The sequence below is a fragment of the Dyadobacter luteus genome, assembly GCF_003383615.1.
Lineage (GTDB): Bacteria > Bacteroidota > Bacteroidia > Cytophagales > Spirosomataceae > Dyadobacter > Dyadobacter luteus.
Window position 1 is genome coordinate 72,319 of record NZ_QNUL01000002.1, and the last position, 26,083, is coordinate 98,401.

Here is a 26,083-nt window from a genome sequence, read left to right on the forward strand (position 1 = left end):
AATTTCTATAATCATGAGTTCCAGTTACGACGAAAAATCGTTCGTTAGGAAAATTGTCCTGGGAGATCAGAAAGCTTTCTCTGTTGTGTATGATCGTTATAAGCCGGTGCTGTATCGTTTCGTATTCAACATCCTTAAATCTGATGACTTAACCAATGACACCTGTCAGGAAGTTTTTATCAAGATTTGGGAGGAGAGAGCAAAGTTGGCAGAAGTAAATTCTTTCAGATACTATCTGTTGACGGTGGGAAAAAACCATAGCCTGAATATCCTTAAAAAAATCCTATCGGAGGAAAGAAATGCTTCTCTTTTTATCTATTCCTGTAATGAGATCAGTAATGATCTGGAAGAACAGGTCGAATCCGACGAATACCAGTGTTTTATCTCTTCAGTATTAAGCACTTTGACTCCGCAAAGTCGGCGGGTTTTTATGCTATGCCGGCAGCAGGGATTGTCCTACGACGAAGCTGCAGAAACCATGGGCGTTTCCAGAAATATCATAAAAAAACACATGGTGAGGTCAATGAAAATTTTCCGGACAGCCATGCAGAAGGATCTGGGGATTGCTTTTAATTTTTTGATATTGAGTTGGTTGCCTTCACAGATGTAAGCCATCTGTTCCCGGCGCTCATTGCGGGATCAGACTGATACGGGTTATGTATTGGTGATAAGGGTAGTTAAAATATAAATAATATAAGAAGATAGGTTTTTTTATAAAACCGGGGGACCCTCGGGAGCCATGAATTTTGTCTTACAGCTAACAATCCGAAATGATGACCGATCCAAAATTGCTTCGCAGGCTTGTGGAAAAATACTATTCCAACAAAGCAACTCCTGAAGAGATATTGGTCTTTATCGAGCTGCAAAGAACAGGGGTTTTAGATGAAGTTTTGGACGATTTTTTGAATGAGCAAATAAGCAGAGAAGCAGATGGATTGACTATATCAAAGCCCGGATTACTGTCTTTCAGCACAAATATAAAATGGGCAGCTTCTGTCAGTGTAATAATTGTTTGTGCTTATCTGATATTCCATTTTATGGGGTCTTGGGGGATAACAAACTATGTGCATGTACATACCGATCAGTATCAGGAAAAGAACATAAAGTTGATCGACGGCTCGCTGGTCACACTTAATCGGAACAGTGAATTTGCTTATCCGGCTGAATGGAAAGGAGCATCCAGAGAAGTGAAACTTATTTCAGGAGAGGCCTATTTTCAGGTAGCCCAAAATAAAAAGTTGCAGGCATTTGTAGTACACCTTCCTGAAGGTTTTGATGTAAAAGTATCAGGTACCGAATTCAATGTGAAAAGCAGGGGAGGTGAATCCCGTATTTATCTGGAAAGCGGTGCTGTAAGTATCGAAGGAAATGGACATGAGACGGATATAAAACCTGGTCAGATGGCTCTATGCAGTGTAGATCGCCAATATGTCCATATTTCTGAAGTTGACGGAGAGGCCTGGCTTGCCTGGAAAAATAATATATTTTTCTTCGACGACAGCCCGCTTACCGAGGTAGCGGAAGTGCTTCGGGATTACTATCATCAAAAGGTAATAATTGAAAGCAGTGAGGTCGGACAATTAAGATTTACAGGTAAAATTCCCAGAAACGATATGGCCATGGTGCTCAGAATCCTATCGAGCACATTGCATATAGATATCGTGCATCGCAACAATCAGATTATCATGGAAGACAGAGAGGATGTCTTCCCGCAAACCGATTAGAGTCTAACTATTTACCTACATAAACTTTCAGACTTATGAGATCAATGTTTTACGGGAAGAAATTTCTGTGGCTGATGTTCCTGTTGCCGGGTGCCGTGTATCCGGTCAGGGGGCAGGGGTCGATGCTGGCGCGAGGTAATGATGAGCAGAAGACAACAGTCAGTAAGGCTCAACCGGCGGCACTGACAGATGTGCTGATGGAACTGGAAAAAAAGTATCACGTCACTTTCGCTTACCAGAAAGGACAGGTTCAGGGTAAACGTATATCAAAACCGTTAGGTAAAAGCGAGAATCTTGAAATGTATTTAAAAGATATTCTTGTCCCTCTGAATTTGTCATTTGAGAAATTTAACAAAACCTACGTCATTGCTGAAACTGCTAAACCTGCCACTTTGAAACGGCCTGAGCAATCCAACAAAGTGCTGATGGATATCCGTGTAAAAGGAAAAGTGATCGCAAAGGATGATGCAAGTGCTCTGGCAGGTGTGAATGTGGTGGTGAAAGGAACTCAAATCGGAACTACAACAGATACTGACGGGGCTTATTCTATTCAGGTACCTGGTCCGGAATCCGTGCTGGTTTTCTCATTTCTTGGATTTGCCTCGCAGGAGCAGGTGGTCAGGGACAGGACTATCCTGGATGTAGAGCTGCTGGCCGACACCCGGCAGCTGAGTGAAGTGGTGGTGACGGCTGCTGGTATTGAGCGGCAAGCCAGCACGTTGGGCTATTCGGTTTCCACCCTGAAAGCGGATGATATGGCTCAGAAAAACGAACCCGATCCTATGCGCGCACTGACCGGCAAGATGGCTGGTGTGAACATACAAGGCGGTGGCGGCGTAGCGGGTGGCTCCACCAATGTGACAATTCGCGGAAATTCTTCACTGGGAAATAACAATCAGCCGTTGTATGTTGTTGACGGTGTCCCTTTTGATAACTCAACCTTTGCTCCTTCGGGTGACAGGCAAACGCAAAGCAACCAGTCCACAGCCAGCCGTGCTTTCGATATTGATCCCAATAATATTCAAAGTCTTACAGTACTGAAAGGAGCCGCTGCAGCTGCCCTGTATGGATCACGTGCTGCCAATGGTGCAATTATTATCACCACAAAGGCATCAGCAAAAAAAGGAAAGAAGGGAACTGAAATTACTTATAGCAGTTCTTATTCACTGGAAGAAATAGCTGGTTTGCCTGACTACCAGCATACCTACGGGCAGGGCACCAATGGGGATTTCCGTACAGCAGTTTACGGTTCATCCGGTTCTGCCTATAGCAGCCGGCCTACCATTCCGCATCCGTTGGCACGTCCGGGCTACTCGGCGGCAGACTTTCCCGAGTTTTACATGGCAGATGGCGTAACAGCCGCTCAGGTTCCTTATCAGTCTTATGCAGGTAAAAGTCAGCGTGATTTTTTCAGAACCGGCTCGGTATTTGAAAACGGACTTACGGTGAACAGCGGAAGTGAAAAAGGAAATTTTACATTGGGAATAGGACGTACTTCAAACAAAGGCATTGTACCCGGAAATGAGATTTCAAGAACCTCCTTTAACGTAGGTGGTAACATCCGGCTCGACAATAAGTTTTATGCCAGAGGTACGATCAACTATGTAATGACTGATCAGAAAAGTCCTCCTATAGGTGGTAGCGGAGATATTATGAGTAATTTGTACTACCTGCCTACCAGTTACGATCTGAGCGGATTGCCGTATGAAAACCCGAACACGGGTGCGAATGTGTATGACCGCGATGGGCTTGACAATCCTTACTGGTCGGTAAAGCATAGCCCTTCGACCTCGAATGTTGATCGCTACTACGGGAATTTTGTACTTGGTTTTGATCCGCTTCCATGGCTTAATATTCAAAACACTGCCGGGTTCAATGCCTATACCGATCGACGTGTGGGCGTATTAGGAAAGGGTTCTTCGGTGTACGCCAATGGAACGATTAACACCGATAACATCTACCGTCAGGAGCTGGACAATACGCTACTTTTTACGATCACAAAAAGTTTCGGGCAGGATTTGTCGTTGCGGGCGATACTGGGAAATAACATTAATCAGCGAAAAACGATACGTTCAGCATTCAGTGGTGATAACATCATTACTGCCGGGATCAACGATATCAGCAATACATCTACGATCACACTGGGGAGCCTGCCCAACAACCGCGCGAAGATTATGCAGCGATATTATGCATTCTTTACCGATGTTACCCTGGATTACAAGAACTATGCATCGCTGAATCTGGTAGCCCGTAATGACGTATCATCTACCTTGCCACCACAAAACAGAAGTTACTTCTACGGTGGGGCAAACGGTTCATTTGTTTTTACAGAAGCGTTTAAGATCCGTAATACAATCCTTTCGTCAGGAAAAGTGAGATTGGGCTATACCAGGGTAGGAAATGAAGCCAATCCATATCAGACTGCCAACGTTTACCAGGCCAATTCGGATGCCGGAGGGCTGGGAGCACCATTTTCCAACGGATCACTTTCTAATGTAAGTACGCTTACTTTGTCCGATATTTTAACAAATGCAAATCTAAAACCTGAGTTTATTACCGAGTTTGAAACAGGTACGAATCTTGAATTTTTTGATGGCCGTTTGTCTTTAGATCTGACCTACTACAATAAGAAAAGTACCTCGCAGATTTTTACCGTGAAGTCGGCACCCTCAACGGGCTATACCGACAGAATCATCAACCTCGGGCAGACGTCGAATAAAGGGATTGAAGTAACGCTTGGCGCTACGCCAATTGAAACTTCAAATGGTTTCAGATGGGAAATAGATGCGAATTTTACCCGTAACAGAAACATGGTGGATGATCTGGGGGGGTATGCTCAGCTGGTGTATGGCAACAATGTTCATATTCCGGGGCAGCCCTATGGTCAGATTTACCGTTCGAGATATGCCAGAGACGATGAGGGAAATATTCTGGTGAATCCGCAAACGGCGAAACCCATTTCGTCTTCCACGAGCGGACCGATCGGGAATCCGAATCCCAATTTTATGGCGGGGATAAGTAATACGCTCTCCTTTAAGAAATTCACATTTGGTGTTCTTTTTGACTGGAAACAGGGTGGATCGATTTATTCAAGCAACATCGGCGAAGCCATGTCACGTGGTGTGAGCAAGGATACCGAAGACAGGCAAAGAATGCTTATTGCTCCGGGAGTGCTGGGAGATGTAAACACGTTCCTTCCATTATTAGATGAAAATGGTAATAAAATCCCGAATAACACCGCCATCACTGTCATCGATTATTTCTTCGCCAGTGGATACGGGCCGGGTGGAGTAGCAGAAGGAAGTGTATTTGATGCGACAGTCTTTCGTCTTCGGGAAGTGTCACTGGGTTATCAGCTTCCTGCACATTTACTCAGTAAAACACCGTTTGGCTCTGCATCGCTTTCAATCAGTGGAAGAAACCTTTGGTACAAAGCCCCCAATTTTCCCAAGTACATGAACTATGACCCTGAGGTAAGTACGGGAGCTTCCAACAATGCAGGGGCAGATGCTTATGGCGTTCCCACAACACGCCGGTATGGAGTCAATTTGAAGATCAGTTTCTAATAAAGCTCAAAACAGTAAAGATGATGAAAGGAAAATATAGAGTATCCGATATCCTGTTGCTTGTTCTGATTTTTTTAGCCAGTTCATGCAGTGATTTTGTAGACATTAATGATGATCCTAACAACCCGACAACACCTACACTTAGTCTTTTGTTGCCTTCCACTCAATTGTCTATGGCGGGGCATTTTAATAATATCAATGCAGGAGGATCGAGTGTTGTGCAGCACTTCGCATCCGGATCGTTGAACAGATGGAGTCAAAGTGGAACGTCTTTTTCGTCGGCCTGGTCAGGGTTTTATACAGGAACCATTCCTGATCTGGAAACCATCATTCGGGTAGGAACTGCACAGGAGCAATGGGGCTACGTGGCTATTGCGAAACTACAGAAGGCATATTTGTACAGCATTATGGTGGATCTTTGGGGAGATGTTCCTTATAGTGAAGCAGTGGGAGATTTCGCCAACCCCAAGCTAGATAAAGGCGAAGACATTTACAATAGTCTGTTTGCGCTGATTGACGAAGCTTTGGCAGATATGGATAAAAGCTTTACCGTAGTAGCGGCGTCGGATGTTTTTTACCAGGGTTCGAAGGCCAACTGGCAGAGAATGGGTAATTCGTTGAAACTAAAAATGTTCAATCAGATTCGGGTAAGTGATCCTGCCAGAGCAGCAGCCGGAATTAAAGCGTTACTTGCTTCCAATGCGCCGCTGATCTCGGATAATGCTCAGGATTTTACCTTTCAATACGGAACCAATGTTACTCCTAATGCAAGGCATCCCTGGTTTACAAGCTGGTACAGTACCGGCAGAGGCGGCTACACAAGCATGCAACTGATCAATAAACTCAAAGACAGCGATGATCCGAGGTTGCGCTATTACATTTTCAGACAAAATGCTAATGTGGGACTGGCCAATTCTATGAACGGCGAAGGTTATTACGGACGTGAGCCAGGCGACGGGGCTGCGGCTCCGGCAGATCTTAATACAAGAGCGCTTGTCGGCATATATCCCGCAGCTGGTTTGTATGACAACGGCACTATCAAAACACTCACTGCCAGTCACCAGTTTTTGAATAATACCGGTGCAGTATCGACGACCTCATCCAATTCTTTCAAAATATCATTGTTTACTTCCGGGGATGGTACCGGCGCTGGTATTCTGCCACTGATAACCCATTCCATGGTAAAGTTCATTCGGGCGGAAGCGGCGCTTACCCTGGATACAGGCGAAGATGCAGGGCTGTTGCTCGCAGAAGCAGTAGCGGCACAGCTGAATAGTGTAAGTACGCTTGCTTCCAGAAATAAGGGGAATGTGATGCCTGCCACTACTATTTCAGGATTCTCGAATAAGGTGAAAGCTGAGTTTATAGCGGCAGGCACGACCGGGAAAATGAATGTGTTGATGACGCAAAAATGGATCGCACTTTTTGGTAACGGGGTTGAATCGTACAATGATTACCGCAGGACGGGACTACCGGTGTTGGGTGATCTGGTGGCACCGCTGGACGTTTTTCCGATGCGGTATTACTATTCCGAAACAGAAATGACTTCCAATGAGACGCTGATCAACGACAGAGAGAGTATTCAGCGTGCCCAGCAGACACTGCCCGTATTTTGGGATAAATAAAATAGGGGAACATCAAAATTAGGTATCCATTTATAATCTGAATGATATGAAAAAGTTTTTTGTGTACAGTTTGTTGATCCTTGCTGTGATGATTGACTCCTGTAAAAATGTAACTTATGACTGGGAGAATTTCACAACTGCGGCAACTCCGAAGGTGACTGTGAATATCGAAAAGTCGGCATTGCCTACCGTTCAAACAGGAAAAGTTTCTTTTTTTAATATGAAAGATCCCGAATTTGCCACCAAACAGCAATTTGAATGGACGCTGGATTACAATGATTTTGACAGGACTACTGTACAGTCTATTGAGGTTTATCTGAGTTACAACCGGCGGGAATCCAGTCCGCCGGCGTATCCGATCGTGTTTTCTCTGGCAGGTGTTTATCCAAGTATACGCCAGTTTCCCCTGCCAAGTACGGTGTTAGCGACTGATAAATTGTTTGAAACCGTAACCACATTTCCAAAGACATTCACACATACTCCTGCCGAACTGGCTGCTTTCACCGGAACGAACCTGAGTCAGGTGAGCGTCAATGATTACTTCCTTTTTAAATTTATATTGACCATGGGTGATGGAAGAAGAATTGTACAATATCAGGAGAACGGCTGTGACGAGTCGAGAGGAGAGCCTTGCGATTGCCGCGTAGGGGTACGTTTCAAAAATCAGTAAAAATTAGGTTTACAATGCTGCCAAGAAGTTAACGTGATAATCGTACCTTAATTCCTTAATGCTAAACCAATTTTATCCAACCATCTCAATTGTTGGTTTATTATCTGTTTTTTGTAAATATTTCTATTTTGGTTCTCATCTCAGACTTCTTTTAAAAATTACTCATTTAAACCGCTAACCAGTTCAACATGATGCGAATACGTTTATGTATAATGCTGTTTGTCTTTTCAGCATCCATGTCCTTGGCCCAAACGATTCCTACCCCGAAGGAACATTTTGGATTTGACATTGGTGATGATTACAGTCTTGCTACGTTTACCCAGGCTGAGGCTTATTTCAAAAAAGTAGCTGCCGTTTCGGATCGGGTCAAATTCGTAGATATAGGCCCCACCGAAGAGGGGCGGCGACAACCTATGATGATCATTACCTCTCCTGAGAATCTCAAAAAAATAGACCGTTATAAAGAAATCTCTCAAAAACTGGGAAGAGCTGAGGTGTCGGAAGAAGAGGCAAGAGCACTTGTTACAGAGGGTAAACCAGTTATCTGGATTGACGGAGGGCTTCATGCTACCGAAACCGTAGGTTCACATCAGCTCATTGAAACGTATTACCAGCTGGTGAGCAGAAAGGATCCGGAGACAATGAAGATTCTGGATAACGTAATTATACTCCTTTCTCAGGTGAATCCTGACGGGCAGGAGCTCGTGGCTGGCTGGTATATGAACGAAAAGGATCCGAAAAAACGGAATATGAATGTTCCGCGCCTGTATCAAAAATATGTTGGTCATGATAACAACAGAGATTTTTTCATGATGAACATGAAAGAAACCACCAACACATCATTGCAGCAATATGTTGAGTGGCTTCCGCAGGTGATTTATAATCACCATCAGACTTCACCGGCCGGAGCAGTGGTGGCAGGACCTCCGTATCGGGATCCGTTCAACCACGTGCTGGATCCTCTTCTCATTACAGGAATTGAAGGTGTAGCCGCCTCGATGATCAATCGTCTGCACGTGGAAGACAAGCCGGGATATACCCGCTTGTCCGGTTCTGTATTTTCTACATGGTGGAATGGCGGCCTTCGTACAACGCCTTACTTCCACAATATGATCGGTATTCTTACTGAAATTACGGGAAATCCTACACCAGCCACTATTCCTCTGGTACCCGATCGTCTGATTCCTAATAATGCGACACCATTTCCTGTGATGCCACAAAAGTGGCCCTATCGCCGTTCGATTGACTATTCAGTATCGTTGAACTATGGTATTCTGAACTATGCGATGCGTAACGGTGATGTACTTCTGTACAATATTTACAAAATGGGCAGAAGCTCTATAGAAAGAGGTAACAAGGACAACTGGACACTTTACCCAAAGTATTCAGAAGCTGTGACCTCAGGTTTCGAAGCATCGAAAAAAGCGGCAGCGGCATTACCTCCCTCGGCACGTCCCCGTCCCGACAGTACAGCGAATGCGTTTTCAGGCTTTGGCGGTAGTACTATTCCACAGAAATTTTTTGATACCGTTTACACCAATCCGGTACTGCGGGATCCCCGTGGATTTATCATTCCTTCTGATCAGGCTGATTTTCCGACTGCAGTGAAATTTATGAATGCACTGATCAAATCCGGTATTCTGATTCATAAGGCCACTGAAGCATTTACCGTAGAAGGTAAAATTTATCCCAAGGGATCCTATGTGGTTAAGGCCAATCAGGCATTCCGTCCGCACGTCCTGGATATGTTTGAGCCTCAGAACCATCCCAACGATTTTGCCTACCCAGGTGGTCCTCCGATCAGGCCTTACGATGCTGCCGGCTGGACACTGGCATTTCAGATGGGCGTTAAATTTGACAGAATTCTGAATGGTTTTGACGGTCCTTTCGAACGGATACCTTACGGTCAGATACAATCGCCACCGGCAGTGTCCAGTCCTGCTTCAAAAGGTGGATACCTTGTTGATGCAAGAGTTAATAATGCCTTCACGGCTGTCAATGATCTTTTGAAAGAAGGTATTGAGGTATACCGGACAAAAGAGAGTGAAGGCAAAGTTCCGGCTGGTTCCTTCTTTGTGCCTGCAAAAGGAAAGGCTATTCTTGAAAAAGCAGGTGCAACTTACGGTGTGAGGGGAATTGCTGTTGCTGCAAAACCAGCCGGTGCCGTAAAAATAAGTCCTGCCCGAATCGCCCTTTTTGATAACTATGGTGGCTCAATGCCTTCGGGCTGGGTACGCTGGATGATGGAACAATACAATTTCCCATTTAAGGTGGTGTATCCTCAGGATATTGATAAAGGGGAACTTGCTTCCAAATATGATGTGATTCTCTTTATAAGCGGAGGCATTCCACCGGTAACCGCGGGTGGTGGTGAAGGCTTCAGAGGAGGTCGTCAACCGAAGCCAGAGGAAATTGCGGAAGAGTTCCGTCCCTGGCTGGGAAATATTACTGCAGCCAAATCAGTTCCGGAACTTAAAAAGTTTATGGAAGCGGGTGGCCAGATTGTCACGGTGGGGAGCAGCACTTCTCTTGCCTATCATTTGGGATTACCCGTCAGCAACGCTTTGGTGGAAGTAAACAGCAAGGGTGAAGAGAAAAATCTGAGTGGTGAGCGTTATTACATTCCGGGAAGCATTCTGAAAGTCGCATTCGATTCATCTCTCCCGGCAAACTGGGGAATGGAGAAGGAGGCAGATGTAGTGTTCAGTAATAGTCCTGTTTTCAGAATGGGGCCGGATGCAGGTATAAAAGGAATAAAACCATTAGCGTGGTTCGCTTCGGATAAGCCACTTGTGAGCGGATGGGCATGGGGAGAAACCTACCTTAAAAACGGAGTAGTGGCATTTGAGGCCAAAGTAGGTAAAGGTAAACTATACGCTTTCGGTCCGGAGATTACGTTCCGCGGACAGGCGCATGGCACTTTCAAACTGTTATTTAATGAGCTTTACAAAACAAACCTAACCCTATGAAAAACAAATCTAAAAGCCTGTTTTTAGCACTGCTTTTCCTTGTAACCCATGTTTCCTGGTCGCAGGTACCAACTCCGAAAGAGCACTTCGGTTTTGATATCGGAGATGATTACATGCTAGCGAATTTTACCCAAACAGAGGACTATTTCAAAAAGCTGGAAAAAGCTTCGGACAGGTTAAAACTGACAGTAATTGGTAAAACGGAGGAAGGCCGTGACCAGTACATGCTGATAGTATCGTCTCCCGAAAACCTGAAAAAGCTTGACAGATACAAGGAGATTTCTTCAAAAATGGCGCGTGCGGAAGGTATCAGCGAGGAGCAGGCAAGAGGCATGGCTGCCGAAGGGAAAGCTGTGGTTTGGATAGATGGCGGCTTACATGCTACTGAGGTAGTAGGTATCCATCAGCTGATCGAAACGATTTATCAGGTGTTGAGCAGAAATGACGCCGAAACAAAAAGAATATTGGATAATGTCATTATTCTTTTCACACATGCTAATCCTGATGGCCAGGAGCTGACTTCCAACTGGTACATGCGTGAAAAAGACCCTTTGAAAAGGAAAAATGAAGCTCTGCCCCGTTTGTATCAAAAGTACATCGGCCATGACAATAACCGCGATTTCTATATTCAGAATATGAAGGAAAGCCGGAACATGGGCTATCAGCTTTTCGTAGAGTGGATTCCGCAAATCATGTATAACCACCATCAACGTGGTCCCGCGGGTTCGGTTCTGGCAGGGCCTCCTTATCGTGATCCTTTCAACTATGTATTTGATCCGATGATGGTGACAGGAATAGATGCAGTAGGAGCTGCGATGTATAACCGGTTGAATGCTGAAAACAAGCCTGGTTTTACAAGATTGAACGGTTCAAGTTTTTCGACCTGGTATAATGGCGGACTCAGAACGACCACACATTTTCATAATATGATCGGTATTCTGACGGAGATTATTGGAGGGCCGACACCTGAGGAGGTGCCCCTGGTACCAGAGCGTTTGATCCCGAATAACAATACGCCGAATCCGGTTACACCGCAGAAGAAATGGCACTTCAAACAGTCCATTGATTATTCAGTATCTCTGAATTATGCCATTCTTGATCATGCATCGCGTAACAGCGATCACCTGTTGTACAATATTTATACGATGGGAAAAAACTCTATCAAACGTGGAAGTGCCGATTATTGGACTCCATCTCCCAAACGTGTAGAGGAAATTAATGCAGCATACAAGGCTGATCAGGCCAAAGCTAAAAAACCTGAGGATGCCAATGCCTTCAATTCGTTATACGGAGGAAACTTCCGCGGAGGTAGTGTACCGGTACAATATTACGAAACGGTTTTTGAAGCACCTGTCCGCCGTGATCCGCGCGGGTATATCATTCCAGCTGATCAGGCTGATTTTCCTACAGCTGTGAAATATATCAATGCACTTGTACGGACTGGTATTCAGATTGAAAAAGCGACTGCTGCATTTCAGGTGAATGGGAAAAGTTATCCCGCAGGATCCTATATTGTGAAAACGGCCCAGGCTTTCCGTCCGCATATATTGGATATGTTCGAGCCACAGGATTACCCGAATGATTTCCAATATCCGGGTGGTCCTCCTGTACGTCCTTATGATGCAGCAGGTTGGACACTTGCCTATCAGATGGGTGTGAAGTTTGACAGGGTGCTGGATGCTTTTGACGGTCCGTTTGAAAAGTTACCTTATGGGCAACTTCAATTGGCAGAAGTAAAAGCAATAGCTGGCTCAGCCGGATATGAAATCGGAGCCGGTGTCAATGATGCTTTTGTGGTTGTGAATGATGTATTGAAAGCCGGAGGAGAAGCATACCGTCTGGCCGATGGGAGATTTTATATACCTCAGAGTGCCAAAGCGAAGTTGTCTGTTGAAAAATCGGCAAAAGATTTTGGAGTAAAAGTTACTTCTCTGTCTAAAAAACCTTCGGGAACAATGACTAAAGTAGTGCCTTTAAAGGTAGCACTCTGGGATACATATGGCGGCTCGATGCCATCGGGATGGGTTCGCTGGATGCTGGAACAATATCATTTTCCATTCAACGTCGTATTTTCAAAGGAAATTGATGGGGGAGACCTTCGTAAAAAGTATGATGTGATTTTGTTTGTAACGCGGGCTATTCCGGCCGCTACTGCAGGTGGTGATATGTTTGGTGCATTTAGAGGTAGAGGGCCGAAAGAAGAAGAGATTCCTTCTGAGTTTCATGCCACCATGGGCTCGATTACAGCGGATAAATCCATTCCGGAATTGAAGAAGTTTCTTGAAGCAGGCGGGAAGATTGTTACGATCGGAAGCAGTACAAACCTTGCTTACCATTTGGGCTTGCCGGTACGCAACGCCTTAACAGAACTTACAGCTGAGGGTGTGAGTAAACCATTGCCTAACGAAAAATACTTTATTCCAGGAAGTATCCTGAACGTGGCGGTTGACACTACTGCAAAAGCAAGCTGGGGAATTGCAGCAAATACAGACGTATACTTCGATAATAGTCCTGTGTTTACACTTGCTCCGGATGCCGTGGCAAAAGGTACTTTGAGGCCTCTTGCCTGGTTTCCGAACAATACACCGCTAAGAAGTGGCTGGGCTTGGGGACAAGCTTATTTACAGGGAGGCGTTGCTGCTTTTGAGGCAAATGTCGGAAAAGGGAAATTATATGCTTTTGGTCCTGAAATTACTTTCAGAGCCCAGTCGCATGGTACTTTTAAATGGCTGATGAATCAGTTGTATTAATAGGTTTATAAAAAAATGACACCGGAGAGAAACTGCTTCGGTGTCATTTTTTTTACCCTCCAATCTGTATCAGTGCCTCTTCCACAGAGCCTACCGGTAGCTGACAGGTTTTATCAAAACAAACATAGATAAGTGCCTTACCATCTTTATCAGTCTTTTCCTGTAACAGTGGGAGGGATGATGCGCCTGTTGTTCCCAGTACAACCTTATTCGGAATAAAGAAACGGTCCAGGTCTTTCCTGATTTCATCCGCATTTTCTCCGACAATGACAATTTCAGGAGTAGGAGCAGTACGCAGACAGTACAACGCAGCCCAATTCGTAACCCATTGTACATCTGCCGTCAGAATTTTATGCATTTGAGAAAGCATGCGGTCCGAGATGGCAGCGTAATCTTCTCTATACAAAATTTTGCCTAAGATATAGAGGTTTGTAGCCATGATCGAATTTGAAGCCGGAATGACGTTATCAAACAGCTCTTTTTTTCGGGCAATCAGTGATTCTCCTTCTGAGTCGGTGAAATAAAAGTAGCCTTCTTTTTCATCATAAAAATTGGAGATAGTATAGTCAGTCAAAAGACGAGCCTGCTCAATCCATATTTCTTCAAAAGTGATCTGATACAATCCTATGTAGCCGTCTGTCACAGCTGCGTAGTCTTCCAGAAATGCTGTGATAGTGGCTTTGCCATTTTTGTAGCTATGTTTTAATTTGCCGTCAATTGTCATTTCCCTGAGCAGGAATCTGCCGCAATCTACAGCAAGTAGCCTGATCTGCTCATCACCAAGTGCCCGGTAAGCATCCGTAAGCCCTTTTAGCACCAAGCCGTTCCAGGAAGCAAGTATCTTATCATCCAATCCTGGCCTTATTTTTTCTTCCCTTTTTGAAGCTAGTTTAGCAATGGCGTTATCATATTTGGTAATAAAATGATCATCATAAATTCCAAGTGCCTTTGCTGTTTGAGCTACCTCGTTGGTGAGGTGGAGATGGTTGTAACCATGCTCCCAATTGCCTTCCCGGCTAATATTGTACAGATCTGCAAACCATGGAAAATCCTCCTGCAATATTGCTTCGAGCTCAGCATAAGTCCAGATATAGAATTTCCCTTCAATGCCTTCACTGTCGGCATCCAGCGCAGAATAAAAGCCGCCTTGTGTATGCAGCATCTCTTTTTTCAGCCATTCGATTGTCTGACGTATTCTGTCCGCGTACAATTCATTGCGGGTCAGCGAATAGGTTTCGGCATATATGCTCAGTAACTGCCCGTTATCATAGAGCATTTTTTCAAAGTGAGGTATAAACCAGTCTTCATCCACTGAATATCTGGTCCAGCCACCACCAACGTGATCGTAAATTCCACCAACCGCTATCCGTGTAAGGCTTAGTTCTATTTGTGCCAGTGCTTCTGCATTCTGGCTAAGATCGAAGTAGCGTAAAAGGAACTTATAAATAGAAGGCATCGGGAACTTGGGAGCTCTGTCCATGCCGCCTTTTTGCATATCAAAATGTTTCTTGATCTGTTCGAACAGCGTGTCAAGCTCATACATATTGTACTGGCGCTCTTCGAAAGTCAGGCCATATTTAACTGACTCAGACAAGGTCATATTTTGTACAAAACCCTCCGCCGATCCCGCCAGTTCGTCGCGGTGATTTTCAAAAGCATTGTCTATACTCTTCAGCAGCTGTACCCAGTTCTGGGGAGGCAGGTAAGTAACGCCGTAGAATGGCTTGGCATCGGGCAACAGAAAAACATTCAAAGGCCAGCCGCCTCGAACACCCATTGCCTGAACTGCATCCATATAAACTGCATCCACGTCGGGACGTTCTTCCCTGTCTACCTTAATGCATATGAAATGCTCATTCATGACTGACGCAATCTCAGCCTTTTCAAAACACTCTTTTTCCATCACATGGCACCAGTGACAGGCGGAATAACCAATACTTACCAAAATAGGCTTATTTTCTGAAACCGCCTTTTGCAACGCCTCGGGCCCCCACGGATACCAGTCTACGGGATTGTGTGCATGTTGAAGTAAATATGGGCTTGTTTCCTGGCTGAGACGGTTCATGTATTGTTGCTTATGTGAAGTCAGTAACGAATGCTATTACTGATTGATGATAACCTTTTTGGTGATGACTTGATTTTTAGACACAAACCTGGCAAAATATATGCCCGGGGAAAGATGCGGTAATGGAATAAACTCATTGGTCATACCTGAAAACGATTTGATGTTTTTCCCTGTAACCGTTTGCCCTTTGGTATTGATCAAAGTGAAAGCAACATCACTCATGCCATTTACTCCGATCAGTTTAATATTTAGTTCCGTTTTTGCAGGGTTAGGAAATAGTGTGACTTCTGCCAGCAAGGATTCTTCGCCTGTGATCACGTCGTTCAGGTCATATTTGCAAAGGAATATTTCCTTTCCTTTCAAAGTGACACTTTTATGCCAGTTTCCATGATAGAAATTAACAACTGTCTCTTCATTATCTGCTGCATGAGCATTATGTGCAGCCACCAGGATATGATTATCTTTTACCACTCCGCGCCACACAGTTCCCTGTCCTTGCGCCATAAGGTCTCTGGCGGTGGCAGGTATTACGAGCTCATGTTGTCCCTCAAACATATCTTTGAATTCGGATAGGCGATAAAGGCCATAAATAAAGTGTTCGTATGTACCGTAGTTTTCTTGTCTGTCGCCGGGGAAAAACGGATTTTCCCAAATCCATAGCCCCGCAGCTCCTGAGAAAAAGGGAAAAATGGCGGTTGCTTCTGCCATAAACGGCGTGATAAAAGGGGTATTTTTGTCGTAACTATCATGTATTCTTAGCCAGACAAACGGAATGACGGGCTTGTCACTCCAGGCACGATTCACTTCAACGTGAAAAAGGAGGTAAGTAAGGTAGTCTTTCCCGAATGGATTGTCGTAACCGTAGTAATAATAGGGGGAAGGTGCCAGAATATCCATTCCCTCGTAATAAGGACCACCAACATTTCCTGCTTCATTCTGAGTCAGATAGTGAGTTCTGACAGGGTTGGTAGTCCAGTCCTGCCATGTGTTGGAAGTAATGTTCAGCCAGGTATTTCTTACGGGAACATCACTGTATGCAGACACCAGCGGTTCACTACCTATTTTTCCCCGAAGTCTGTTAATCGCTTCGCGGTGCCACCAACGCATGTCCCGTTTGTAGGTTTTCAAAAAGTCGGCATCAGATAAATTACGGTATTCCTGAGGAATCTGAGTATTGGATTTGAGCAGGAGTATGTCCCTGTCCTCACGTTGGAAACGCTCCACGTCCAGACAAACCATATCTGCATGTACAGAACCTGCATAAGCATCCCAGTAATTTCTGTATGCCGTCGTGTCATTTCCCCATGGACTTCGTAATGTATTATCGGCCCAGGGATGATTGCCTGCATTGGTAGCAACGCCGTACCAAAGTACAGCGCGATTTTTGACGGGAAGAGAACCGGGCTCATTACCACTGTAAGAAGCCAGGTGGCTGAACCCATGTTTAAGCGGCTGGGATTGTGTATCGCCAAACCGTGGCCCGTTGTATACAATCTTGAATGGAAGGGTGAATTCCGGAAACTTATTCCACTCAATGGTATTATTGCTGGTGACCAGCGAAAGCTTGTATGCAGGCTCACAATTTTGAGCCTTTAAAGGTATTGCATTGATTATTAGAAGAATAAATGTGGTAGTGTATATCCGTAAAGTCATTTTTGTTGTGTCGTTTATAAGATTGACGAAACAAATTCGTTAATTTTGTGTCAGTTGGCGGCGTAAGATTTCGAAAAGTTTCGATAAATGAGTGTAAACCGTAGCGGTTAACCACGAAAAACAAGAACCTTGTCAGTAAAGAATTTTCAAATAAAACAAATAAAATGAAACGCATTTTTAATCTTATTCCCTTATTGGCTGTTCTACTTTTTGTCTCTTCCTGCAAGGACAAAGATAAGGAAGCAACTCCACAGCCTGCAGAAATGAGTAAAATACTTGTTACTTATCCATGGAATCTTAAAAGTGTAACTGATTTGTCTGGTAGAGCTATTCCCCAAAATCAATTGGATATAGTAGCGAGATCATTGCCGGATATGAACATTGAATTCCAGGCGGGTAATAAAGTTTTGGCCAGAGGCACCGGAGATTCGCAGGTAACAAACGGAGGTACATGGTATCTGACAGAAGATAGTAAGGGATTGGACATCAATGTAAGTATGATCGCCGGGGTTTTTGGCATTGTTGAACTTACTAACAGTACGATGCGATTGAAAAAGTCAATGCCTATTGCTGGTGTAGAGCAGGAGGCCATCATGGTGTTTGCGCCGGTGGTAAGGTAGTCCGTATAAGAGCCTGTTGTTGGCACTGTTTAAGAATTTGTAAGAAAAGCGGCGGAATTGATTCGTCGCTTTCTTTATTTTGCACCAAATTCCTTTTACATGCAAAAGAATAACCCTCGCATCGTCAATGCATGGTGTATGTACGACTGGGCCAACTCGGTACACGCTCTGGTCATTGTTTCCAGTATTTTCCCTGTTTATTTCAGTGCTACGGCGCTCAGTGCATCGGGCAGTCCGGAGATTAACTTTTTTGGATTCAGCGTAAAAAGCTCCGTGCTGTTTTCTTATACAGTTTCCAGTGCCTTTTTAATCACAGCAGCTTTGATTCCGCTATGTACCGCTATAGCTGATTATACAGGAAGAAAGAAGAGTTTTATGAAGTTCTTCTGCTATCTTGGAGCGATTAGTTGCATGCTTCTTTTTTTCTTTACGAAGGATACACTCATTCCATCATTGTTGCTATTCGGACTAAGTCTTATCGGGTGGAGCGGAAGTATTGTTTTTTACGACTCCTATCTGCCTGAAATTGCAACGGAGGAAAATTATGACCGGTACAGTGCAAGAGGCTTCTCTATGGGGTATTTTGGCAGTGTTCTGTTACTGCTGTTTAACCTGAGTATGATCTTATTCCCGCATTTTTACGGTATTGAAAATAAAGCGATTCCTGCTCGAATCTCATTTTTTACAGTAGGAGTGTGGTGGATTTTGTTCGCCCAGATTCCCTTTCGCTATCTGCCTGCTGGAAAACCTTCTGCGCGGTCAGTTCAAAGCAATTGGTTCTTTAATGGTTTTCAGGAGCTGAAAAAAGTATATGGACAACTACAGGATCAGCCTTATCTGGCTAAGTTCTTGTCTGCTTTTTTCATTTACACGATGGGTTTACGCACTGTGATGTATGTTGCCACCATTTTCGGTGCCACTGAGCTCAAACTTCCTTCACAGAGTCTGATTATAACAGTTCTTCTTATTCAACTGGTAGGGATTGTCGGTTCTTTTGCATTTGCATGGCTGTCCGGTCAGATCGGTAACATTTATGCCCTGATGATCGGAGTGGTGATATGGATTGGAATCTGCACCGGAGCTTATTATACAACTGAAGCCATGGAGTTCTACATTCTGGCTTGTACGGTGGGCATGGTGATGGGCGGGCTACAGTCGCTTTCAAGAGCAACGTATTCCAAATTACTTCCCGAACAAACAACTGACACAGCATCTTATTTCAGTTTCTATGATGTAACGGAGAAACTGGCGATCGTTTTGGGAACGTTCATCTACGGATTTGTGGATCAGTTTACCGGAAGTATGCGCTATAGTATACTCGCTCTTCTTGTCATCTTCATATTTGGTCTCATCCTTCTCGCACGCATTCCATCACGCAAGGTTTACAGGTTTGAACTGGAATCTCAGGATTAATGGCTTTCCTATAAATAGGAGTGGGGAATTCTTAGTGGGGATTCTGTTGCACGGTCGCCTTGTTATATAAAAACAAAGTATCGAAAAATGATTGGGCCTGGCTCAGAATTGAGCAACTGCTATGTCTTCTTTTACAAAGATCATTGGTAAATCCGGAATGTCTTCATTGCTGCCCCTGCTGGTACAGTATTTTAATCTCATGTAATATTATTAGAATGAGGTTAATATTCAGAGTAACATGAACAATCCTATCAGTGTTTTGGTAATTGATGACGACCAGGACGATCATGAAATTTTTTCGGGTGCAATGCGCATAGCATATCCAAGAGCGCTATGCAAGTTTGCTTTTAACAGGATGGAAGCGCTTGCTCAGTTAAGTGTTCTCGCTAACAAACCTGATTTTATATTTATGGATCTGAACATGCCGGAAATGGAGCCTGAAGAGTTTATTCGAAAACTACGACTCATTCCTGACATGCAGGACATCGCTGTTTATACCTTGTCAGGATTTGCTCCCTATGATCAGATGAAGCATTTGATGCAGATAGGAGTGACTAAGGTACTTCAGAAACAAAATACAATAGGCCAGCTCTCGAATCTGCTCAGATCAACAATTGGATGCGCTACGAGTTAAATCAGATATAAATCAACACACACGAAGTTAAACACACACACTCATTCATAAAATTAAAAGCCCGACAGAATTTCTGCCGGGCTTTTGATTTTATATCGAAACACTGTTTTTACAATGTTCTTTTCACTTCACGTAGCTCAAAGCTTTCAATGATATCACCAACTTCGATATCGTTGAAGTTTTTGATACTCAAACCACATTCGTAGCCATTTCTTACTTCCTGAACATCATCTTTGTAACGTTTCAGAGAATCGATTTCACCTGTCAGTAATACGATACCGTCACGAACAATTCTGATTTTGTTACTACGTTTCACGAAACCATCCGTAACATAGCAACCTGCAATGGTACCGATACGGCTGATTTTGAATACTTCACGTACTTCAATATTACCAGTGATAACTTCTTCGATTGTCGGAGCAAGCATACCAGTCATCGCATCTTTCACCTCATCAATAGCGCTGTAGATTACAGAGTAGTGACGAATTTCGATTTGATCCTGTTCTGCCATTTTCTTCGCGTTGGCCGAAGGACGAACCTGGAAGCCGATTACGATTGCATCCGAAGCAATTGCAAGGTTTACGTCTGATTCAGAAATCTGACCTACACCTTTATGAATGATGTTAACCTGAACCTCAGATGTTGAAAGTTGCAATAACGAATCTGAAAGGGCTTCCACCGATCCATCCACGTCACCTTTAACGATCAGGTTCAATTCACGGAAGCTACCAATTGCCTTACGACGACCAATCTCTTCAAGAGTGATATGTTTACGTGTTCTGATTGTCTGTTCACGCTGTATCTGCTCACGTTTAACTGCTATCTCACGCGCATCACGCTCGTTTTCGAATACGTTAAAACGATCACCAGCCTGAGGAGCACCATTTAATCCAAGCAACTGTACCGGCATAGATGGTCCCGCGGTTTTCAATTTTCTACCGAGGTAATCCGTCATTGCTTTCACTTTACCAAAGTGAGCTCCGGCAAGTACCACATCACCCAGTTTCAGAGTCCCGGTTTCAACAAGAAGTGTAGTCACATAACCACGTCCTTTGTCAAGGGAAGCTTCCACTACCGTACCGTTTGCACGGCGGTTAGGGTTTGCTTTCAATTCAAGAAGTTCTGCTTCAAGAAGTACTTTTTCAAGCAATTCGTCTATACCAAGCCCTGTCTTAGAAGAAATTTCCTGAGTTTGGTATTTACCACCCCATTCTTCAACAAGCAGGTTCATGTTAGCAAGTTCTTCACGGATTTTCTCTGTGTTGGCACCTGGCTTATCTACTTTACTGAAAGCAAATACGATAGGAACACCTGCAACCTGTGCGTGATTGATTGCTTCACGCGTCTGAGGCATGATGCTATCGTCAGCTGCGATTACAATGATAACAACGTCGGTAACTTTTGCTCCACGGGCACGCATCGCTGTAAATGCTTCGTGACCTGGTGTATCAAGGAATGTAACCTGTTTGCCTACCTTCGTTTTCACACTATATGCACCGATGTGCTGGGTGATACCACCCGCTTCACCGCTTGCAACGTTTTCCTTACGGATATAATCGAGAAGCGAGGTTTTACCATGATCGACGTGACCCATGATGGTTACGATAGGAGCTCTTTCAACCAGACTTTCCTCTGAGTCTACTTCTTCCACCACGTCATTCTGAACTTCTTCTTCTGCTGATATAAATGCTACTTCAAAACCAAATTCATCTGTGATGAAAGTGATGGCTTCTGCATCCAGGCGCTGGTTGATCGAAACAAACATACCCATGCTCATACATACGGAAATTACTTCCTGCACTGTAACGTCCATCAGAGAGGCCAGATCATTCGCAGAAACGAATTCCGTTACGCGCAATACCTTAGTTTCGCTGTCGTCCATTGCGTTTGGATCATTCTGATCTGCGCGGTCACGACGTCTTAAACCTCTTCCTCTTCCACCAGCTTTGTTGTTGCTTCCTCCACCCATACGTGCCATTGTTGCACGGATGTTGTCCGAAACTTCTTTGTCAGATACCTCTTCACGTTTTCCTCCGCGACGGTTATTTGCACCACGGTTGTTTCCGCCTTTTGCTGCTGCACTGCCGGTATTATTTGTACCAGTGTTACCTGTTCCTGTATTACCAGTGGTGCCGGTAGCCGGCCGGTTGTTGGTTCTGTTACCTGTTGCCGGAGCATTAGCGTCTTTCGGACGTGCTGCTGTATTATCACCGGTAGCAGTAGTTGTGGTAGCCGGTTTCGCATCACCAGGAGCTGCTACGCCATCACGAATGCGCTTACGCTTACGACGACGTTTTTTATCTGCTGCTGTATCGCTACTCGAAGCAACCGGATCTTTTTTCTTGAATTTATCAGAAGGTAATTCAATTTTACCTACTACACGAAGCCCTCTCAACTGCTCTCCGCGTGCTTCGATCAGCTCTGATCCCGCAGCTTCTGCAGGGGGTGTTTCTGTAGAAGGTTTTTCTTCCTGTACAGTTGAAGCTGGCTTTTCAGCCGGGATTTCTACAGGCTTCTCAGCTACAACAGCAGGTTGCGGAGTTACAACCGGGGCTGGGGCTTCAATTTTTTGCTGAACAGGTTCTGTTTTCACAGGAACTTCTTCTTTAACAACTTCAGTTTGCTTTTCCTGCTTAGGTTCTGCAACTGGTTGTTCAGGGGCTTTTACTTCCACTGGTGCTGTTTGCACAGGTTTTATATCTTCTTTAGGAGCAGGTACAACCTCTGCCACTTCAGGTTTTTTCTCTTCTACAACCGGTTTTGGAGCTTCGGCGACAGGAGCTTTCTCAGGAGTAACAGCAGGAGCTGGTACTGGCTTCTTAGCATCCAGGTCGATCTTCCCAACCACTTTTATTCCCGGTAATCTGTTTTCCTGAACAGGAGCTACAGGTTCCGGTTTCTCCTCTGTCTGAGGCTTTTCTTCTGCCGGTTTTGCAGTCGTATTTCTGAAGTAAAGAATTTCGTCATTGGTACTCTTTACTTTCTCTTCTTTTTGTTCCGAAGGAGCTTCCACAGGAGCTGGCTTAGGAACAAGGGATGTTCTGAGGTCGTCCGATTTAAAGTCCTTTGCAAGAAACTCGATTTGATCAGAATTAATCTTGGTATTAGGGTTACTTTCCACCTTATACCCTTTGGCAGACAGATGATCCACGATCGTAGTAATTCCCACGTTCAGGATCCGTGCCACTTGGCTAAGGCGCATCATTTTATCTTCTGCCATATTAGCAATTAAATAGAAAAAAGTTTTGCATTTGCGGACAACCTAACACCATTGTCAGATCATCCAAATAGATTATTCAAATTCTTTACGCAGGATATCCAGAATGTCTTCAACCGCTTCTTCTTCCAGATCCGTACGTCTTACTAATTCTTCCTTATTCAGGGCCAATACACTTTTAGCTGTATCAAGACCTATTTTGTGCAGTTCAGCAATCATCCAGCTTTCGATTTCATCCGAGAACTCTGACAAGTCCACATCTTCGTCGTTCTGCTCTTCAATATCTCTGAACACATCAATTTCCATACCTACAAGCTTGCCGGCCAGTTTGATATTCTGTCCGCCTTTACCAATGGCCAATGAAACCTGATCCGGTTTCAGAAACACCGATACGCGTTTTGAGTCGCGGTCAATCTGCATCGAGCTTACTTTTGCAGGACTCAACGCACGGCTGATCAGCAGTTCAAGGTTATCAGTGTAATTGATCACATCGATATTCTCATTACCCAATTCACGTACGATCGAATGGATCCTTGATCCTTTCATACCTACGCACGCACCAACCGGGTCAATCCTGTCATCGTATGATTCTACTGCAACCTTAGCACGTTCCCCTGGTTCACGAACGACTTTTCTTACTGAAATAATTCCATCATAGATCTCAGGAATTTCAACTTCGAATAGTCTTTCCAGGAATACAGGAGATGTTCTTGACAACGTAATCTTTGGCGAGCCGTTGTTCATATCAACTTTATGAATAACCGCTTTCACTGATTCACCTTTACGGAAACGATCTTTTGAGATCTGCTCAGTACGAGGCATTGAAAGTTCATTTCCTTCGCTGTCTACGATAATGACCTCATGACGAAGTGTCTGATACACTTCTCCTGTAATCATTTCGCCTACCTGATCCTTGTACTTCTCGTACATGATCTCCTTCTCCATATCCTTAATTTTCTGGATAAGAGTCTGGCGGGCAGTTTGTACCAGACGGCGACCAAAATCTACAAGTTTAACTTCTTCGGCTACCTCTTCTCCAACTTCAAAGTCACTCTGAATTCTGCGTGCCTCTTCCAACGGAATTTTGTTGTATTCCCAGATATCCTCTGAGTTATCATCAACAATTTCACGTGTCCGCCACATTTCAAGGTCACCGCTTTCCGGGTTAATGATCACGTCAAAGTTGTCGTCTGTGCCATACTTTTTACGGATCATCGTACGAAACACCTCCTCTAATACACTGATCATCGTAGGACGGTCAATGTTCTTTGAACTGGCAAACTCCGCGAATGATTCTATTAATACTCCGCTATCCATTTTATGCTAAAGAATATTTGCTGATACTAAGTTAAACATATTATACATTTCATTACAAATCAGGTATGTACCTGCTATGTACAAGTTTATTTAAATGAAATCTCAATCATTGCCTTGGAGATATCTTCCAGGCTGATCGTTTTAATCAGTTCTGAAGGTTCGATAGCTACCTTTGGCTTCTTTTTGGGCTCGGGCAACTGAAGCGTTATCTGCTCTTCCTGTACATCTGTCAACTGACCTGTAACAATATCTCCGCTCTTAAGCGTTACTTTGATATTCCTTCCAAGGTTTTTCCTGTATTGACGAACCAATGTGAGAGGCTGATCCAAACCAGGAGAAGAAACCTCCAGTGTATAAGCATCTGCAAACAAATCAAGCTCTTCGAGTTGCTTTGCCAGCCGTCTGCTGATAGAAGTACATTCCTGAATGGTGATTCCCTCGTCGCTGTCGACAAGGATAGATACTTTTTGACTGGTCCTTGAAGGTTTGATCAGAATATTTACTATGAATAATCTTCCCTCCTCCAGCATTGGATTCAGTAATGTTTCTAAATGCTCTTTTATTGACATGTAAGGCTTGATACAAATAAAAAAGGGGATTGTAGACCCCCTCACTCAACCGATCATCTTTAAATAATGATGCAAAGGTAAAACTATTTTATGATTTGTACAAGTTATGGTTTTTTAGAAATGAGGGTTAAGCTATTTTTGTTGTCAACATCCTAAAAGACCTCCATGAAAAAAATTGCCAGTACTTTTTCGTTTTTTTATTACCTCTTTGTCCTGTACACACTTGTCTGCTACGCCCTTATTTACTGGAGTCCGTTAAAGGGGTGGTTCTGGGGGTTCATCATGATGTCGTTTCCACTGGTCATCGCCGGACATTTGCTTATTCTGGTGATGTCGCTACTTTCCCGTAGAAAAAAGAACATCGTTTTGCCTTTCCTGGTTCTGCTTCTGGGAGGATTTTTTTTGCCACGAACTTTTCAGTGGGGAAATGATCCGGAAGAAGTGGATACAGCAAAAAAGAAACTGACAGTTATCCATTATAACGTTCATGGCTTTCAGCATAGTCATGGGGGGGATAAGGATATGATAAATGCGGATAAGAAGAAAATGAAGGACTGGCTTGTTGATCTTGGTGGGGATATAATTTGTATGCATGAGTATGTGAATTATAAAGGCTCAGGAGTAATGGATGTAACCGGAGCATTTGAGAAGGCTGGCTTTAAAAATGCAGTTTACTTTAATTCAAGAGAATATAATCGCCCGCATAGCTACTATGGAATGGTACTTTTTTCTAAATACCCTGTTGTTGCGTCAAGAGATACGTTATTTGAAATGCAGAATGGAATGATTCAGGCTGATATTAAAGTGGGTAAGGACACCGTAAGGGTTATCTCAGTACATCTTTTTTCGATGACGTTAAGGCTGAAAGCCTTGGTAAGCCAGCGAACTTCCGAAGGGCTTATCCGGGAAGGGAGGTCAACCGCACGTTCAATTAAGCTGGGTTTTCTCAATCATGCAAGGGAAGCCGAAGTGCTTAAGGAATGGATTCGTGCTTCTCCGTATCCTGTGATTGTAGGAGGTGATTTTAATGAGACACCTTACAGCTATGTTTACGGAAAAATCAGAGGTGTACTTGCCAGTACTTTTGAAGATAAGGGGAGTGGGTTTGGTTTTACTTTTAATGAAATGCCTTATTTCATTAGAATAGACCATCAGTTTTATGATGGCAAACGCTTAAAGCTCATCGATTTTAAGACAATCAATAATGTAAAATACTCTGATCACTATCCTGTGATGGGCACTTATCAGGTGATACGAGACTAAGGTGATGAGGAGGTTTATAAATGAGAAA

At 43.9% G+C, this 26,083-nt stretch carries 16 protein-coding genes; 11 read left to right on the plus strand and 5 right to left on the minus strand.

Going from position 1 to position 26,083, the window contains the following annotated elements:
* Positions 1-13: 13 nt before the first annotated feature.
* The 7 genes from DSL64_RS03175 (at position 14) to DSL64_RS03205 (ending at position 13,304) form a co-directional block, all read left to right on the plus strand.
* On the plus strand, positions 14-610 hold the full coding sequence (locus DSL64_RS03175; RefSeq protein WP_115829213.1) for an RNA polymerase sigma factor: 597 nt from the start codon (positions 14-16) through the stop codon (positions 608-610).
* Positions 611-770: 160 nt separating this feature from the next.
* Complete coding sequence (locus tag DSL64_RS03180) at positions 771-1,724, plus strand: FecR family protein (protein WP_115829214.1); 954 nt, start codon at positions 771-773, stop codon at positions 1,722-1,724.
* A 35-nt stretch (positions 1,725-1,759) separates the two neighbouring features.
* Positions 1,760-5,290, plus strand: a complete 3,531-nt coding sequence (locus DSL64_RS03185; protein WP_229216933.1) for a SusC/RagA family TonB-linked outer membrane protein — start codon at positions 1,760-1,762, stop codon at positions 5,288-5,290.
* Between the two features lie 20 nt (positions 5,291-5,310).
* Positions 5,311-6,915 carry a SusD/RagB family nutrient-binding outer membrane lipoprotein gene (locus tag DSL64_RS03190; protein WP_229216934.1) on the plus strand — a complete coding sequence of 535 codons (1,605 nt, stop codon included), beginning with the start codon at positions 5,311-5,313 and terminating at the stop codon, positions 6,913-6,915.
* A 46-nt stretch (positions 6,916-6,961) separates the two neighbouring features.
* Positions 6,962-7,585 carry a hypothetical protein gene (locus tag DSL64_RS03195; protein ID WP_115829215.1) on the plus strand — a complete coding sequence of 208 codons (624 nt, stop codon included), beginning with the start codon at positions 6,962-6,964 and terminating at the stop codon, positions 7,583-7,585.
* Between the two features lie 236 nt (positions 7,586-7,821).
* On the plus strand, positions 7,822-10,554 hold the full coding sequence (locus tag DSL64_RS03200) for a M14 family metallopeptidase (protein ID WP_229216935.1): 2,733 nt from the start codon (positions 7,822-7,824) through the stop codon (positions 10,552-10,554).
* Positions 10,551-13,304 (plus strand): M14 family metallopeptidase, encoded by a 2,754-nt coding sequence (locus DSL64_RS03205; protein WP_115829217.1) that lies wholly within the window; start codon positions 10,551-10,553, stop codon positions 13,302-13,304. Before DSL64_RS03200 ends, DSL64_RS03205 begins: the two co-directional genes overlap by 4 nt.
* A gap of 52 nt (positions 13,305-13,356) precedes the next feature.
* Here the strand turns inward: DSL64_RS03205 and DSL64_RS03210 are convergent, their stop codons facing one another.
* Together DSL64_RS03210 and DSL64_RS03215 are read right to left on the minus strand one after the other, a co-directional pair.
* Positions 13,357-15,369 (minus strand): thioredoxin domain-containing protein, encoded by a 2,013-nt coding sequence (locus DSL64_RS03210; protein WP_115829218.1) that lies wholly within the window; start codon positions 15,367-15,369, stop codon positions 13,357-13,359.
* A gap of 36 nt (positions 15,370-15,405) precedes the next feature.
* Positions 15,406-17,022 (minus strand): T9SS type A sorting domain-containing protein, encoded by a 1,617-nt coding sequence (locus DSL64_RS03215; RefSeq protein WP_115829219.1) that lies wholly within the window; start codon positions 17,020-17,022, stop codon positions 15,406-15,408.
* Between the two features lie 164 nt (positions 17,023-17,186).
* On the opposite strand from DSL64_RS03215, the gene DSL64_RS03220 reads away from it, so the two are divergent.
* The 3 genes from DSL64_RS03220 to DSL64_RS03230 all read left to right on the plus strand — a co-directional run bounded on the left by DSL64_RS03220 (position 17,187) and on the right by DSL64_RS03230 (position 19,689).
* Positions 17,187-17,642, plus strand: a complete 456-nt coding sequence (locus DSL64_RS03220; RefSeq protein WP_115829220.1) for a hypothetical protein — start codon at positions 17,187-17,189, stop codon at positions 17,640-17,642.
* A gap of 99 nt (positions 17,643-17,741) precedes the next feature.
* Positions 17,742-19,055, plus strand: a complete 1,314-nt coding sequence (locus DSL64_RS03225; protein ID WP_115829221.1) for an MFS transporter — start codon at positions 17,742-17,744, stop codon at positions 19,053-19,055.
* Positions 19,056-19,293: 238 nt separating this feature from the next.
* Positions 19,294-19,689, plus strand: coding sequence for a response regulator (locus DSL64_RS03230; protein ID WP_115829222.1), 396 nt, complete (start codon positions 19,294-19,296; stop codon positions 19,687-19,689).
* A gap of 109 nt (positions 19,690-19,798) precedes the next feature.
* On the opposite strand, the gene infB is transcribed toward DSL64_RS03230, so the two are convergent.
* The 3 genes from infB to rimP all read right to left on the minus strand — a co-directional run bounded on the left by infB (position 19,799) and on the right by rimP (position 24,792).
* On the minus strand, positions 19,799-22,909 hold the full coding sequence (gene infB, locus DSL64_RS03235; RefSeq protein WP_115829223.1) for a translation initiation factor IF-2: 3,111 nt from the start codon (positions 22,907-22,909) through the stop codon (positions 19,799-19,801).
* A 72-nt stretch (positions 22,910-22,981) separates the two neighbouring features.
* Positions 22,982-24,223, minus strand: a complete 1,242-nt coding sequence (nusA, locus tag DSL64_RS03240; RefSeq protein WP_115829224.1) for a transcription termination factor NusA — start codon at positions 24,221-24,223, stop codon at positions 22,982-22,984.
* Positions 24,224-24,309: 86 nt separating this feature from the next.
* The gene (gene rimP, locus DSL64_RS03245; RefSeq protein ID WP_115829225.1) at positions 24,310-24,792 is read right to left on the minus strand and encodes a ribosome maturation factor RimP; all 483 of its coding nucleotides are present in this window, start codon (positions 24,790-24,792) and stop codon (positions 24,310-24,312) included.
* Between the two features lie 165 nt (positions 24,793-24,957).
* Here rimP and DSL64_RS03250 point away from each other — a divergent pair, with 165 nt between their 5' ends.
* On the plus strand, positions 24,958-26,055 hold the full coding sequence (locus tag DSL64_RS03250) for an endonuclease/exonuclease/phosphatase family protein (RefSeq protein ID WP_115829226.1): 1,098 nt from the start codon (positions 24,958-24,960) through the stop codon (positions 26,053-26,055).
* Positions 26,056-26,083 lie beyond the last annotated feature (28 nt).